This is a genomic window from Macrococcus epidermidis, from assembly GCF_024205965.1.
GTDB lineage: Bacteria > Bacillota > Bacilli > Staphylococcales > Staphylococcaceae > Macrococcoides > Macrococcoides epidermidis.
Genome location: NZ_CP073819.1, coordinates 952,843 through 968,100, shown reverse-complemented (window position 1 = coordinate 968,100; position 15,258 = coordinate 952,843). Strand labels below are relative to the sequence as shown.

Below are 15,258 nucleotides of genomic sequence, written 5' to 3'. Positions count from 1 at the left end.
AATATTCTATACCCTACTATAACCTATATATGCATGAATTTAAAAATAAAACAAAAAAGTAAGACATCAGCCTTACTTCTTGTTAATTCAAACTCATCTTAAATTTTAAAAATAGTTCATTATATCTCTTAATATTCTCAAATCCTAAATCTTCGTAAACTTCAAGTTTTTCCTGTACTGACTTACTTGGATAAAAGCGTTCATCTTCTCTCGTTTCTTTATCAAGTAATTTATAACTTGCTGTGTTTGGAGTAGCATAACCAACCCATTCAGTATTCTGCTTACCAATTTTTGCATCTAATAAAAAATTAATAAATTTATGTGCACCATCGACATTTTGTGCAGTTTTAGGAATCACCATATTATCGAACCATAGATTTGATCCTTCTTTCGGTACAACAAAATCTAAATTTTCATTTTCAGTCATAATATCAGCACCCATACCACTCCAAACAACTGCAACATCTGCTTCTTTTTGAACCATCATTGTATTGATTTCATCACCAACAACACCTTTTACATTCGGTCCTAATTTTTCAAGCTTTTGTTCAGCTTTTTCAAGTTTTTGTGGATTTGTTGCATTTAATGACTCACCCATGCTATTAAGTGAAAAACCAAGTGCTTCACGGGCACCATCAACGATGAGTACATTATTTTTAAGACGTGGGTCCCAGAGACTATCCCAACGCGAGAAGTCAATCCCTTTTGTTTTATCAGGATTATATAATATACCTACAGTTCCCCAGAAATATGGAATCGAATATTTATTACCTTTATCAAAATCAAGATTCATAAAATCTGGATTAATATTTTTTAAGTTTGGAAGTTTCTTATGATCTATCGGAATAAGAAGTTTTTCTTCTTTCATCTTCTGAATCGCATATTCACTTGGTACAGCAATATCATAATGTGTCCCACCATTTTTAATTTTTGCAAGCATTGATTCATTAGAATCAAAAGTTTCTAAAATTACACGAATGCCATACTTTTTTTCAAACTTTTTAAGTAATGCCGGATCGATATATTCTCCCCAGTTATAGACATAAAGTATATTACCTTTACCACTTTTGGGTGGTGGATCGATAAACTTTGCTGAGAAAAGTAAAAGTACAGCAACTGCCAGTGATATAAGAATTAACTGCATCAATTGCTTCATTTCACAACACCTGCTTTCACTTTTCTTCTTTTATCATTGTTATTTGAGATTAAGTAATAGATTACAATGATTGTCATCACAATTAAGAATAGTAATGTACTGATTGCATTAATCTCCATAGAAATACCTTTTCTCGCCATTGAATAAATTTCGACTGATAGTACACTAAAACCATTACCAGTAACAAAGAAGCTTACTGTAAAGTCATCAAGACTATAAGTTAATGCCATAAAGAAACCAGCGATAGCGCCAGGTAATATATGCGGAATGACAACCTTTGTAATCGTCTGGTAAGTACTTGCACCTAAATCATAGCTTGCATTGATTAGTGATTGATTCATATCGTATAACTTCGGTAATACTAGTAGTACGACAATCGGAACACAAAATGCGATATGTGATATCAACACAGACCAGAATCCTAAGCCCATACCTGTATAGTGACCGATTACAGTAAATAGAATTAAAAATGATGACCCGATAACGACATCGCTACTCACCATCAATATATTATTTAAAGTAAGTAAACCAACTTTTAATTTTTTATTTCTCATGTAGTGAATACCTAAAGCACCACATATACCTATAACTGTAGAAATACTTGCTGCAATTAATGCAACAGCTAATGTATTAACGATAATGACCATTAAACGCTTATTTTGAAATACAGCTATATAGTGATCTAATGTAAATGATTTAAAATGATTCATATTTCCAGCGGAATTGAATGAATAAAACATTAAGTAGAATATTGGAAAGTATAAAATGAACAATGCAAATGCTAAAAATATTTTAGATTTTAGTTTCATTTGACATCCCCACTTCCCTCTTTTGACTTTGTAATAATCATGACTAACGCCATAGCTAAAATTAAGAATACAGCTATTGTAGAACCCATACCGTAGTTTTGTGTGACAAGAAATTGTTCTTCAATCGCTGTACCTAAGTTAACGACTTTGTTTCCGGCAATAAGACGCGTAATCATAAATAGACTTAATGCAGGAATAAATGTCACTTGAATACCTGTTTTTACACCTTCCCATGATAGAGGCATAATTACTTTTCTAAACGTTGTCATCTCATCTGCACCTAAATCGCGTGATGCTTGTAATAAGTTTTCCGGAATAGCATTCATACTATTAAAAATTGGTAATATCATAAAAGGAATATAAATGTATACCGACACAAAGATAAATGCCGTGTTAGTAAATAATAAACTCGTTGCGGGAAGGTGCATCCAGTTCAATAAATCATTGATGGTACCTTGCTTACTAAAAATACCGATAAAGGCATAAGTTTTTAATAAAAGATTAATCCAGGTCGGCAAAATAATGATAAGTAGCCAGAACTGTTTATTTTTTGCTGTGCGTAAAACCATTGCAATCGGATAAGAAATGATGAGACATAACAGCGTAATTATTACTGCATACCAGATTGAACTGAGTGTCATATTAAAATACGACATCGTAAAGAAATCTTTATAATTTTCTAAAGTAAAATGACCACTATTGTTTGTAAAACTTGTATAGAAAATCATCACTAGAGGCGCAATAATAAATATAACAATCCAGATTAAATAAGGAATAAGAAAATATTTTTTTGCTTTTTCCATATTACACCTCGTAAGATTCGATACGTGCATCAAATTCTTCTTCAGTTTCTCCAGGTAGCATAATATGTATTGCGTCCTCATCAAATGTTAGACCCACATATTCTCCAGGTTTTGCACTTTTTGTTGATTGAATAATCCACTCATTTCCAGCCTCATCAAAACAACAAATTTCATAATGCACACCACGAAATAATTGTGAATCTACGACTGCTTTAACTTTACCTGCATCAGGCGTAGTGATTTCAATATCTTCAGGACGAATGACAACATCTACTTTAGCATTTGGTTGAAAGCCTTTATCAACACAAGCATATTCATTGCCATACATTTCAACAACACAATCGCGTTTCATTACACCAGAAACGATGTTTGATTCTCCTATAAAATCTGCAACATATCGATTGATTGGTTCGTCATAAATATCAGTTGGTGTACCACTTTGCTCTATTCTTCCTTTGTTCATAACGAAGATATAATCACTCATTGCTAGTGCTTCTTCCTGATCATGTGTAACGAAAATAAATGTCTTACCAAGACGTTGCTGTATTTCTCGTAATTCATATTGCATCTCTGTTCTGAGTTTTAAATCAAGTGCTGATAATGGTTCATCAAGTAGTATAATTTCTGGCTCATTAACGATAGCGCGTGCAATAGCAACACGTTGACGTTGCCCACCACTCATGTCTTTTATTTCACGATTTTCAAAACCATCTAGTTTTACTAACTTTAAAGCATCCATTACGCGCGTTTGCACTTCATTATTATTTACTTTTTTGATGCGTAATCCATATGCGACATTTTCAAATACATTTAAATGAGGGAATAATGCATAATCCTGAAACACTGTATTAACACGTCGTTTATTCGCAGGAATATCATTAATACGATTACCTTCAAAAAATATATCACCTGTCGTTGGCTTTTCAAAACCAGCAATCAACCGTAAAATTGTTGTTTTTCCACAACCTGATGGTCCGAGTAATGTATAGAATTTACCTTCTTCAATTTCAAAATTAATATTATCCAGAACTTTGTTTACGCCGTATGATTTAGATACATTGTTAAATAGAATAAAATCTTTCATGACACACTCCTATAAATATGATTCAGTTGCGACGATTAATACACGTGCATCTTTTTTATATCTGTTAAATAACTGATGTGATTCATTCGCTTTAAAATAAAATGATTCACCACGACGTGCTGTATACTCTTTTCTACCGATTCTGATACTTGCTGTTCCGTCTAACACATAAATAAAGCTATCTGAAAGACTTGGCTCAAACTTTTTGTATTCTGAATCAGGTTTTAATGTAATTATAACAGGCTCCATATCAAATTCGTTTGAATCTGGAACTAGCCACTGAATTAAATAGCCATTATCATATTCATCATATACTGTCTGTTCAGATTTAGGATAATAAATGCGCTGCTCATGCATCTTCTCATTAAAGAAGTCTGATGGTTCTGATCCTAAAACTTCAAGTATATTAAAGAATGTCTCCATAGACGGAGAACATAAATTACGTTCAAGTTGAGAGATATATCCTTTTGATAAATCAGTTCTTTCCCCTAGTTCTTCCTGCGTTAAATTCTTTTGGCGTCGTAAATCTTTTATTTTTTTCCCTATATCCATGTATTCACACCTTAGTTTAATAATTGTAAACAATTTGTTTAATAACGTTTTAAATATAGCAGAAAAAAAGGCATAAAACAACAGTAATACTAAATTTTTAATTCAGAATTACACTTTGAAAGTTTTTTCGTTTGCAGTTTGTGCTTCTTTAAAGCGTTTCGTTACAACATATCCGTCATAATTAGAAACATCTTTAAATGCTTTATAAATTTTGTTTTCATCTGATTTCATAGGTGCGATCTTTTTAAATGCTTTATATACTGCAGCATAATCATCAGTGTTCACTTTAGATTCATAAGCATCTTCAATAAGTGCTAAAAAATTAACCACATCAATGATTTCTTCCTGTGTCCATTCCGGATCAATTGGATAACTATAGCTCATTTTGCTTCCTCCGTTAAAAAAAGCACTATTCATCTCTGAATAGTGCTTAATATTTTGTAAAAATAAATTACATAGTATGAATTGGATTACCTAAAGCTACTTCTGCAGCTTCCATTGTAATTTCACCTAATGAAGGATGCGCATGAATTGTTAATGCGATATCTTCAGCTGTCATACCAGTTTCAATTGCTAATCCTAATTCAGCGATCATATCAGATGCACCAGAACCAGCGATTTGAGCACCGATTAATAATCCGTCTTCTTTTAATGTGATTAATTTTAAGAATCCGTCAGTTTCGCCGATAGATAATGCACGACCATTTGCTGCATAAGGGAATTTAGAAGCTTTATATTCTAATCCTTCTTCTTTCGCCATCGCTTCAGTATAACCAACTGTTGCTAATTCAGGCTCAGTGAAACATACTGCTGGAATTGCAAGATAGTCAACTTCTGATTTTTCACCAGAGATAACTTCAGCTGCAACTTTTCCTTCGTATGATGCTTTATGCGCTAACGGAGGTCCCGCAACGATATCACCGATTGCAAAGATATTGTCTACTGAAGTACGTCCTTCTTCATTTACTTCTACTAAACCGCGTTCAGTCATCTTCACGCCTAATGACTCTAAACCGATTTCTTCAGTATTAGGACGACGACCAACAGTTACTAAACAGTAATCTGCTTCAATTGTATGAGTTTCACCTTTAGCTTCATAAGTTACTTTAACACCAGTTTCGCTCTCTTCAGCTGATTTAGCCATCGCTTCAGTAACAATGTCTACACCTTTAGCTTTAAGACCTTTTTTAACTACTTGTGTCATTTGTTTTTCGAATCCGCCTAAAATATCTTTCGCGCCTTCTAGAATTGTAACTTTAGTACCGAAGTTAGCGTAAGCAGTTCCTAATTCAGAACCGATATATCCACCACCAACAACTACTAAGCTTTTTGGAATTTCAGTTAATGCTAATGCACCTGTTGAATCGATTACACGTTTGTTGAATTTGAAATTAGGAATTTCAATTGGACGTGAACCAGTAGCGATAATTGCATGTTTAAAAGTATACGTTTGAGATGCTTTTTCAGTCATAACTTTTAAGTTGTTTTGATCAACGAAATAAGCTTCACCTTCAACGATTTCAACTTTGTTACCTTTTAATAATGCACCAACACCGCCAGTTAATTTCTTAACAACGCCACCTTTGAATTCTTGCACTTTAGAAAAATCAACAGTAACGTTTTCAGCTTTAATTCCGAAATCTTCAGAATGTACAGCTGTTTCATATTTATGTGAAGCTGATAATAAAGCTTTTGAAGGAATACAACCAACGTTTAAACAAACGCCACCTAAACTACCTTTTTCTACGATTGTTACTTTTTGTCCTAATTGAGCTGCACGAATTGCTGCAACATATCCTCCAGGACCTGCTCCGATTACAATAGTATCTGTTTCGATAGGAAAATCTCCAACTACCATGTGCTTACCCCTCCATTAATAATAATTCTGGATTATTTAATAAACGTTTAATATGATTCATAGCATTTTGTCCAGTTGCACCATCAATTTGACGGTGGTCAAAACTTAATGATAATGCTAATACTGGTGCTGCAACGATTTCTCCGTCTTTAACGATTGCTTTTTGAGCAATTCGACCAATACCTAAGATAGCAACTTCAGGGTGATTGATTACTGGAGTGAACCATTGTCCACCAGCTGAACCTATATTACTAATTGTACATGATGCACCCTTCATTTCGCTAGGAGAAAGTTTACCATCACGTGCTTTTACAGCTAATTCGTTAATTTCATCAGAAATAGCGAACATAGATTTACGATCTGCATTTTTAACAACAGGTACTAATAATCCGCGTTCAGTATCAGCTGCAATACCGATATTGTAGTAATGTTTGTGAACAACTTCTTCTGTAGCGTCATCTAAAGAAGTATTTAATGCTGGATATGCTTTAAGTGCAGATACTAACGCTTTAACAACGTATGGTAAGAATGTTAATTTCGTACCTTGTTCTGCTGCAACTTCTTTAAATTTCTTACGATGATCCCATAAAGCTTGTACTTCAACTTCATCCATTAACGTAACGTGTGGTGCAGTGTGTTTAGAGTTAACCATCGCTTTAGCGATTGCTTTACGCATTGCAGGAATCTTTTCACGTGTTTCAGGGAATTCGCCTTCTGGTGCTGCAATTGGTTGTGGTGCAGCTTTTTCAGTTGATGCATCTGGCGCATCAGCTTTTGGTGCTTCTGTAGCTTGAGTATTAGCGCCACCATTTAAGTAAGCAGTAATATCATCTTTAATTACACGGCCATTTTTACCAGTACCAGTAACCGCTTTAATATTTACACCTTGTTCACGTGCAAATTTACGTACTGATGGCATAGCGATAACACGACGATTTTCATCAACTTCTACATCTTGTGCAGGAGCTTGTGAAGGTTTTTCTTCTTTAACTTCTTCTGCAGCTTTTTCTTCTTTTGCTGGTGCTTCGTCTTTAGATTCAGAAGCTGATTCTTGTGCATGTGCATCATCAGAATCGATTGTAACGATAACGTCACCTAAGTTAGCTACTGTTCCTTCTTCAGCAACAATCGTATTGATTGTTCCTGATACTGGAGATGGAATTTCTACTACTGATTTATCATTTTGTACTTCACATAAAATATCGTCTTCTGCGATGTTATCGCCAGCTTTAACGAACCACTTAACGATTTCACCTTCAAAAATCCCCTCACCAAGAGCGGGTAATTTAAATTCAAATGCCACAATAAATTCCTCCTAAGAATTAATTTTATAATCATAAAATTCATTTCAATAAATGATGAAAAGTAACATAGTGAAAACAATGTTACTTTTCATATTACCTTCTTACTCAATTTTAAAACTCAAATTAGAACTCTAATGTTTTTTTAGCTGCTGCAATGATGTCTTCTTTATTTGGTAACCAAACATTCTCAGCTTGCGTGTATGGATATGCTGTATCAACAGCTGCTACACGTGCAATTGGAGCTTCTAAAGATAAAATTGCACGTTCAGAAATTTCAGATACTACAGCTGCACCAACACCTGCTTGTTTTTGAGCTTCCTGAACCACTACAACTCGTCCAGTTTTTTCAACTGATGCAATAATCGTTTCGATATCTAATGGTTGAACCGTACGTAAGTCGATGACTTCGATAGAGTGACCGTCTTTTGCTAATTCTTCAGCAGCTTTCAATGATTCCTGAACCATTGCACCATAAGTAATGATTGATAGGTCAGAACCTTCTTGTTTCACTGCTGCTTTACCGATTTCGATTGTGTACTCTTCTTCAGGTACTTCTTCTCGGAATGAACGGTATAATTTCATATGCTCTAAGAATACAACTGGATCGTTGTCACGAATAGCTGAAATTAATAATCCTTTTGCATCATAAGGACTTGATGGAATTACTACTTTTAAACCTGGCGTTTGAGCTACTAAACCTTCTAGGTTATCTGCGTGTAATTCAGGTGTGTGGACACCTCCACCGAATGGTGAACGAATAACAACTGGTGCAGATTTCGTTCCACCAGAACGGAAACTTTGACGTGATAATTGTGCTGCTAATGAATCAAATACTTCGAATACAAATCCGAAGAATTGGATTTCCATTACCGGACGGAATCCAGTTAATGTGAAACCTACCGCTAAACCACCAATACCTGACTCTGCAAGTGGTGTATCGAATACACGATCTTCACCGAATTCTTTTTGAAGTCCTTCAGTCGCACGGAACACACCACCGTTGACACCAACGTCTTCTCCGAATACTAAAACGTTTTCGTCATTTTTAAGTTCAGTTTGAAGTGCATTTGTTATTGCTTGGATCATCGTTAATTGTGCCATGACTTACTTCGACTCCTTCTCTTTATAAATTTCATATTGCTCTTTTAAATGGAAAGGCATTTCTTCTGTATACATTAATTCGATTAATTGAGAAACAGTTTGTTTAGGTGTTGCATCTGCTTCTTTAATAGCATTTTTAATATCTTCTTTAGCTTTTTCAATAATTTCATTTTCTTTTTCTTCAGTCCATAAACCTTTGTTCTCAAGGAATTTACGGAATCGAACTAATGGATCTTTCTTAACCCATTCAGCATCTTCATCTGAAGTTCTGTAACGTGTTGGGTCATCCCCGGCCATTGTATGTGGACCATATCTATATGTGATTGTCTCGATCAAAGTTGGACCTTCACCAGCAATTGCTCTGTCACGTGCTTCTTTTGTTGCAAAGTAAACAGCTAATGCATCCATACCATCAACAACGATACCTGGAATACCAGCTGCAACCGCTTTTTGAGCTAATGTTTTAGCAGCTGTCTGTTTACTACGTGGTGTAGAGATTGCATAGTTATTATTTTGGATTACGAAAATTGCAGGTGCTTTGTATGCAGATGCAAAGTTAATACCTTCATAGAAATCACCTTGTGAAGTACCACCGTCTCCAGTATATGTAATCGCAACGGCTTGAGTACCACGTTTTTTTAGTCCTAACGCAACTCCAGCTGTTTGAACGTATTGCGCACCGATAATGATTTGAGGTGATAATGCATTCATTCCTTCAGGCATTTGAGAACCTAAATAATGACCTCTTGACCATAAAAATGCTTTTGTTAATGGCAGACCTTGCCAGATTAATTGTGGAACATCACGATATCCCGGTAAAATAAAGTCATCTTTTTCTAGGGCATAATGAGATGCTAATTGAGATGCTTCCTGACCAGCTGTCGGTGCATAGAAACCTAAACGACCTTGTCTGTTTAATGAAATTGAACGTTGGTCTAGCACACGTGTCCAAACCATTCTTTCCATTAATTCTACTAATTGTTCATCCGTTAATTCAGGCATATATGCATCATTAACTACATTTCCGTCTAAATCTAATACTTGAACCACTTCAAATTTTTCTTCGATTTCACGTAAATTTGAAACAGCGTCGAATGGGGCTTTTTTCTTAAGAGCCATTCTTTTCACCAAACCTTTCATAAATGTTTTAATTACATAATATATCATAGCATATTTGTGTACTACAGATAAAGAAAAAGATATAAAAGAAAAAACAGCGTCATAACAATGGGTGTCGACACTGTATTACTACAATATTTTTACTGTTATATATCAGTAAACGCTTTCATTTTAACAATTTTGTCACAATACTTAGTTCTTATTTAATGTTTCTACAATCGGCTTTTTATTTTGTTCTACAAGTCGTGTTATCTTAGTATAATCATCTGTCTTTGTCTGAAACTGTTTATATAATTTAGAAACAACATTGATTTTTTCATTAACTACGTTTTTATCTAATGTATCTTCTTTTAGATAATTAAATAATTCATTCTCTTTATTAAGAATATTTTGATATGAAGTCATTAAATTTGAGTGTTTAGCATATTTCTCGTCTAGAGCAGAGACTAACTTCTCTACTTGTTGCTTTTGCGTTTTATCTTCTATTGCTTTTGCATCTTTCTTTGAATTATCAAAAATTTCTTTTGATTTTAACATAATTTCTGTTTCTTTTTTAGCGATTGCTTTACGTTCTGACGTATTTTTTATCAGTTGATCTGCAAGACCAGTCATCTCTCCTGATTTCGCTTTATTCACCTTATTAAATAGCTGCAATTTATTATTTTCTAGCTTCTCTAATTTTTCACTTACACTAACTATTTGCTGCTCTTTAGTATTTGCTTCATCAATTTTTTGATAAAAAGCTTCTAAGTTTGCTGTTTTGTTCGTACATGCTGCTAGTATTACAACAAAGAATACTAATATAATACCTTTTACACGCTTCATTAACATTGCCTCCTCTTATTTGCTTATAATGTTATATTTTTTTACATATTATTTCAATGTATATAATGCATTTGCCCTGATTATCTGATATATTTTATAATAATAAAGTGAGGAGATGTTACGATGCTAACAATGAACGACATCATTCGAGATGGCCATCCAACTTTGCGAGAAAAGGCACAGGAAGTTGAACTACCATTATCGAATGAGAACCAAAAATTAATCGATGATATGCTAGAATTTCTTAAAATGAGTCAGGATGAAGAACTCTCAAAAAAATATAAATTGCGTAGCGGTGTTGGTATAGCTGCGCCTCAACTTAATCATAATAAACGTATGCTTGTTATTTATTTTTATGATGAAAAAACTGAAAAATATGTTGAACATCAATTGATTAATCCAAAGATTATCAGTCACAGTGTTGAAAAAGCTTATTTACCTACTGGAGAAGGTTGCCTTAGCGTCGACGAAAACATTCCAGGTTTAGTTCATAGATATGCTCGTATTACTGTTAAAGCATTTAAACCTGATGGCAGCGAAGTAAAATTACGTCTAAAAGATTTTGCTGCGATTGTTGCTCAACATGAAATTGACCATTTAAATGGTATAATGTTCTATGATCATATCAACAAAGAAAATCCGATGGCAGTTCAGGACAACGCTATCGCAGTGCAATAAAAAAAATCTGTTAAAACTTTAATGTTTTAACGGATTTTTTTGCATTAAATAAATTCGTCTTTTCTTTTTTCGTAGCGAATACCTACTTCTTCTAAATACGAAATTACTTCTCGCATCGTTTCTACATCCATCAAAACAGGATCATTAACATGTGGTGCTGTGTGCACTTCTACCGGATTAAATTTTTGATAAACAAAGTTCATAATGACTTCGTTATCTCTTCTGTTAAACTCAAGGTGATCTAATATTAAAGTTTCATGATTGGCAGCTCTACTAATGACTTTTTTTATATTTGTTATATTATCCATTTAATCTTCTCCTAATCTATCAGTTTAAAATGTTTAAATGCGTTTGTTAATCCTTCTTCATGTACATCTTCTGTCACATAATCTGCTACTTCTTTTAATGCATCTACTCCATTACCCATTACAATGCCTAGTCCGACACCCTGAATCATTTCCAGATCATTTAAACCGTCTCCGACTGCTATACAATCTTCTATCGGGATATTTAGAGTTTCACTAACCTTTTTTATGCCTTCAAACTTCGAACCGTTTACCGGCACAACATCACGGCTAACTTCATGCCATCTTATAAACTTTATTTTTTCGTATTGATCATCATAAAATTTATCTTCTTCTTCAGTATTGAAGATTAAGGTCTGATAGATTGGTTTATCGAGATAGTAATTTTTTTCGTGTCTTGGATGGTCAAACTTCAATGTACTAATACTTTTCTTTATATGCTCATGATATTCAATATTAGATACCATCTCAAGTTCATTTAAAAATACGAGTGGATGATTATTTGAACTTGCATCTTCCTCTAATTGCTTCAAAGTTTCCATATCTAATGGATTTTCATAGATTACTTCTCCATTCATCACCGCATATTGTCCATTAAAAGAAATATAGTTTGTTATCCCGGTTTCTTTAATTACTTCTTGTAACATAAAAGGTGCGCGACCCGTAGCAATCGCTAATATATGTCCATTTTCCTGCAATTTTCTAATTGTTTCTTTCGTATGCTCACTCATCTCTTTATCGTCATTATACAATGTTCCATCAATATCAAAGAATATCAAATGTCGCTTCATGTGTAATCCTCCGTACAGTATATTTACCTTTAGTTTACCTTTTTGTACGCATTAATTCAAAAATGTATTATTATATATATGAAGAAGTTGCATGCAAAGACTTTACACTACCGTATTAATTCATGTAAGATAATAATACTTATACATTTAATATAAATGTCTTGTACGGTTTATGTTTAGCCCTAGACTCCTAGGGCATTCTTTATGTATATAATAATAAGGAGGCTATTTATTAATGGCAATTTTTAAAGTATTTTTTCAAGAAGACAAAAGTGAAGTAATTATTCGTGAGAACACACAAGTTAAATATTTTGAAGCAGTAAGCGAAGAACAAGTTAGAAGATATTTACTCGATCGTCCTTATAACATTGAATTTGTTCAGGAATTAAAAGGTGCTCACTTAGAGTACGAACAAAAAGCTGAAAATTACAGTGTGGAGACTATCTAAATGAAGCCTTTACAAAAAAATGAAGTTGGTGTATTCGCCCTTGGTGGAATGGGTGAAATCGGTAAAAATACCTACGCCGTTGAGTATCAAGACGAAATTATCGTTATTGATGCAGGTATCAAGTTTCCCGAGGACGAGTTACTTGGTATCGATTATGTGATTCCTGATTATACTTACCTTGTACAAAACCAAGAACGTATAAAAGGATTATTTATTACCCATGGACATGAAGATCATATCGGTGGCGTCCCTTTTCTACTAAAACAGTTGAACGTTCCAATTTACGGTGGACCACTTGCACTGGGTTTAATACGAAACAAACTTGAAGAACATGGTTTACTTCGTACTGCGCAGTTAAATCCGATTACAGAAGACAGTGTCTTTGAATTTAATCATTTAAAAGTGTCTTTCTATTTAACGACACATTCTATTCCAGAGGCATATGGTGTTATCGTTGATACTCCAGAAGGAAAAATAGTTCATACTGGTGACTTTAAATTTGATTTCACGCCAGTTGGTGAACCTGCTAATATTGCAAAGATGGCACAACTTGGTGAAGAAGGTGTGTTATGTCTATTATCAGATTCAACAAATGCTGAAATTCCTAACTTTACAATCAGTGAACGTGAAGTAGGTCAAAACGTAGAACAGATTTTCAGAAAATGTACAGGCAGAATTATTTTTGCTACATTTGCTTCAAATATATATCGTGTTCAGCAAGCTATTGAAGCGGCAGTTAAGTTCGATCGTAAAATCGTTATATTCGGCCGTTCTATGGAAAATAATATTAAAATCGGTACTGAACTTGGTTATATTAAAGTACCACCTGAAACATTTGTAGAAGCAAATAAAATTAATAGTATCCCAAAACATAAATTATTGATTTTATGTACGGGTTCTCAAGGTGAACCGATGGCTGCATTATCTCGTATCGCTAACGGAACACATAGACAAATCTCAATCATTCCAGATGATACTGTTATATTCTCATCTTCACCAATTCCAGGTAATACATTAAGTGTTAACCGAACAATCAATGCATTATATAAAGCTGGTGCTGATGTGATTCATGGTAAGCTATCAAATATTCATACATCAGGTCACGGTTCACAGCAAGAACAAAAATTAATGCTTAGATTAATGAAACCTAAATTCTTCATGCCGATTCATGGTGAATATCGTATGCAAAGTTTACATGGTCAACTCGGTATTGATTGTGGTGTAAATCCTGAAAATGTATTTATCCATGAGAACGGAGATATTTTAGCATTGACTAAAGACAGTGCTCGTTTTGCTGGTCGTGTACCATCGGGTAATATACTCGTTGATGGAAGTGGTATCGGTGACATCGGAAATGTTGTCATAAAGGACCGTAAAATATTATCTGAAGAAGGACTTGTTATTGTCGTTGTGAGTATTGACTTTAAAACAAATCAGTTGCTTAGTGGTCCGGATATTATTTCACGAGGATTCGTCTATATGCGAGAATCAGGTCATTTAATTTATGATGCAAGTCGCCTATTGAAAAAGAAAGTAATCGAGAAATTAAATTCTGGTGAAGAACTCGAATGGCATCATATTAAAAATGTCATTACTGAAAATTTATCACCGTATTTATATGAAAAGACGAAACGAAAACCAATGATCTTACCGATGATTATGGATGTTAATAAAAATAACGAACAACTTGTTGAACAAGAAACGACAAAATAAAAATAGACCCGCAAGGGTCTATTTTTATTTCGATAATTTAGTCATTAATAATCTTTTTCTCAAAACGATTTAAGTCATTATCATGGCCAATCATAATTAATATATCTCCATTTTCAATAACAACACTTGGATCTGGTGATACAATTATTTCTTTACCACGTTTAACTGCAATAATATTTAATCCATAATTTGCACGTATATCTAAATCAAGTATAGAATTGCCAGCTAGTGTTTCTCCGGCACGTATCTCAACGATCGAATGCTGATCTGAAAGTTCAAGATAATCCAATACAGAAGAGCTTGCTACATTATGTGCAATTCTTCTTCCCATGTCTCGTTCAGGGTGAACAACTGTATCTGCACCAATCTTATTTAATACTTTCGCATGATAATCATTTTGCGCTTTTGCTGTAACTTTTTTTACACCGATATCTTTTAAGATTAACGTTGTTAATATACTTGCCTGTATGTTATCTCCTATCGCAACGATCACGTGATCAAAGTTACGTATACCTAAACTCTTTAATACGTTCTCATCAGTAGTATCTGCAATAACAGCATGCGTTGCAATATCTGCATATTCATTGACACGCGCTTCATCAGAATCTATAGCCATTACGTCCATATCCAATGCATTTAATTCTTTAACAATGCTCCCACCAAAACGTCCTAAACCGATAACTACAAATTCTTTTTCCATACTACCCCTCCG

General features: G+C 34.0%; 17 protein-coding genes. 3 read left to right on the top strand and 14 right to left on the bottom strand.

The window, feature by feature from the left end; all coding sequences use genetic code 11:
* Positions 1 to 82: 82 nt before the first annotated feature.
* The 11 genes from KFV12_RS05130 to KFV12_RS05080 all read right to left on the bottom strand — a co-directional run bounded on the left by KFV12_RS05130 (position 83) and on the right by KFV12_RS05080 (position 10,611).
* Positions 83 to 1,156 carry an ABC transporter substrate-binding protein gene (locus tag KFV12_RS05130; RefSeq protein WP_111714480.1) on the bottom strand — a complete coding sequence of 358 codons (1,074 nt, stop codon included), beginning with the start codon at positions 1,154 to 1,156 and terminating at the stop codon, positions 83 to 85.
* Positions 1,153 to 1,965, bottom strand: a complete 813-nt coding sequence (locus KFV12_RS05125) for an ABC transporter permease (protein ID WP_111714479.1) — start codon at positions 1,963 to 1,965, stop codon at positions 1,153 to 1,155. Before KFV12_RS05125 ends, KFV12_RS05130 begins: the two co-directional genes overlap by 4 nt.
* Positions 1,962 to 2,768, bottom strand: a complete 807-nt coding sequence (locus KFV12_RS05120; RefSeq protein WP_111714478.1) for an ABC transporter permease — start codon at positions 2,766 to 2,768, stop codon at positions 1,962 to 1,964. The genes KFV12_RS05125 and KFV12_RS05120 overlap by 4 nt, the downstream gene beginning before the upstream one ends.
* 1 nt (position 2,769) lies before the next feature.
* Positions 2,770 to 3,852 (bottom strand): ABC transporter ATP-binding protein, encoded by a 1,083-nt coding sequence (locus KFV12_RS05115; RefSeq protein WP_111714477.1) that lies wholly within the window; start codon positions 3,850 to 3,852, stop codon positions 2,770 to 2,772.
* A 9-nt stretch (positions 3,853 to 3,861) separates the two neighbouring features.
* The gene (locus KFV12_RS05110) at positions 3,862 to 4,404 is read right to left on the bottom strand and encodes a helix-turn-helix domain-containing protein (RefSeq protein WP_254257456.1); all 543 of its coding nucleotides are present in this window, start codon (positions 4,402 to 4,404) and stop codon (positions 3,862 to 3,864) included.
* Positions 4,405 to 4,512: 108 nt separating this feature from the next.
* Complete coding sequence (locus KFV12_RS05105; RefSeq protein WP_254257455.1) at positions 4,513 to 4,788, bottom strand: UPF0223 family protein; 276 nt, start codon at positions 4,786 to 4,788, stop codon at positions 4,513 to 4,515.
* A gap of 67 nt (positions 4,789 to 4,855) precedes the next feature.
* Positions 4,856 to 6,262 carry a dihydrolipoyl dehydrogenase gene (lpdA, locus tag KFV12_RS05100; protein ID WP_111714475.1) on the bottom strand — a complete coding sequence of 469 codons (1,407 nt, stop codon included), beginning with the start codon at positions 6,260 to 6,262 and terminating at the stop codon, positions 4,856 to 4,858.
* A 4-nt stretch (positions 6,263 to 6,266) separates the two neighbouring features.
* Positions 6,267 to 7,565, bottom strand: a complete 1,299-nt coding sequence (locus tag KFV12_RS05095) for a dihydrolipoamide acetyltransferase family protein (RefSeq protein ID WP_254257454.1) — start codon at positions 7,563 to 7,565, stop codon at positions 6,267 to 6,269.
* Between the two features lie 124 nt (positions 7,566 to 7,689).
* A complete protein-coding gene (locus KFV12_RS05090; RefSeq protein WP_111714473.1) occupies positions 7,690 to 8,667 on the bottom strand; it encodes an alpha-ketoacid dehydrogenase subunit beta in 978 nt (325 codons plus the stop codon).
* Positions 8,668 to 8,670: 3 nt separating this feature from the next.
* Positions 8,671 to 9,786, bottom strand: a complete 1,116-nt coding sequence (pdhA, locus tag KFV12_RS05085; protein ID WP_254257453.1) for a pyruvate dehydrogenase (acetyl-transferring) E1 component subunit alpha — start codon at positions 9,784 to 9,786, stop codon at positions 8,671 to 8,673.
* Between the two features lie 192 nt (positions 9,787 to 9,978).
* The gene (locus KFV12_RS05080) at positions 9,979 to 10,611 is read right to left on the bottom strand and encodes a YkyA family protein (RefSeq protein ID WP_170122436.1); all 633 of its coding nucleotides are present in this window, start codon (positions 10,609 to 10,611) and stop codon (positions 9,979 to 9,981) included.
* A gap of 123 nt (positions 10,612 to 10,734) precedes the next feature.
* On the opposite strand from KFV12_RS05080, the gene def reads away from it, so the two are divergent.
* The gene (gene def / locus KFV12_RS05075; protein ID WP_111714470.1) at positions 10,735 to 11,289 is read left to right on the top strand and encodes a peptide deformylase; all 555 of its coding nucleotides are present in this window, start codon (positions 10,735 to 10,737) and stop codon (positions 11,287 to 11,289) included.
* Positions 11,290 to 11,333: 44 nt separating this feature from the next.
* Here the strand turns inward: def and KFV12_RS05070 are convergent, their stop codons facing one another.
* Together KFV12_RS05070 and KFV12_RS05065 are read right to left on the bottom strand one after the other, a co-directional pair.
* Positions 11,334 to 11,597, bottom strand: coding sequence for a hypothetical protein (locus KFV12_RS05070; protein ID WP_111714469.1), 264 nt, complete (start codon positions 11,595 to 11,597; stop codon positions 11,334 to 11,336).
* An 11-nt stretch (positions 11,598 to 11,608) separates the two neighbouring features.
* Positions 11,609 to 12,385: a Cof-type HAD-IIB family hydrolase gene (locus KFV12_RS05065; RefSeq protein WP_111714468.1), complete on the bottom strand. Its 777-nt coding sequence runs from the start codon at positions 12,383 to 12,385 to the stop codon at positions 11,609 to 11,611.
* A 235-nt stretch (positions 12,386 to 12,620) separates the two neighbouring features.
* Between KFV12_RS05065 and KFV12_RS05060 the strand changes: the two genes are divergently transcribed.
* Both KFV12_RS05060 and rnjA read left to right on the top strand, forming a co-directional pair.
* Complete coding sequence (locus tag KFV12_RS05060; RefSeq protein ID WP_099580694.1) at positions 12,621 to 12,833, top strand: DNA-dependent RNA polymerase subunit epsilon; 213 nt, start codon at positions 12,621 to 12,623, stop codon at positions 12,831 to 12,833.
* Entirely contained in the window at positions 12,834 to 14,546 is a 1,713-nt protein-coding gene (gene rnjA, locus KFV12_RS05055; RefSeq protein ID WP_254257452.1) for a ribonuclease J1, read from the top strand. It begins immediately after the preceding gene.
* A gap of 37 nt (positions 14,547 to 14,583) precedes the next feature.
* On the opposite strand, the gene KFV12_RS05050 is transcribed toward rnjA, so the two are convergent.
* Positions 14,584 to 15,246 carry a potassium channel family protein gene (locus KFV12_RS05050; RefSeq protein ID WP_099580690.1) on the bottom strand — a complete coding sequence of 221 codons (663 nt, stop codon included), beginning with the start codon at positions 15,244 to 15,246 and terminating at the stop codon, positions 14,584 to 14,586.
* Positions 15,247 to 15,258 lie beyond the last annotated feature (12 nt).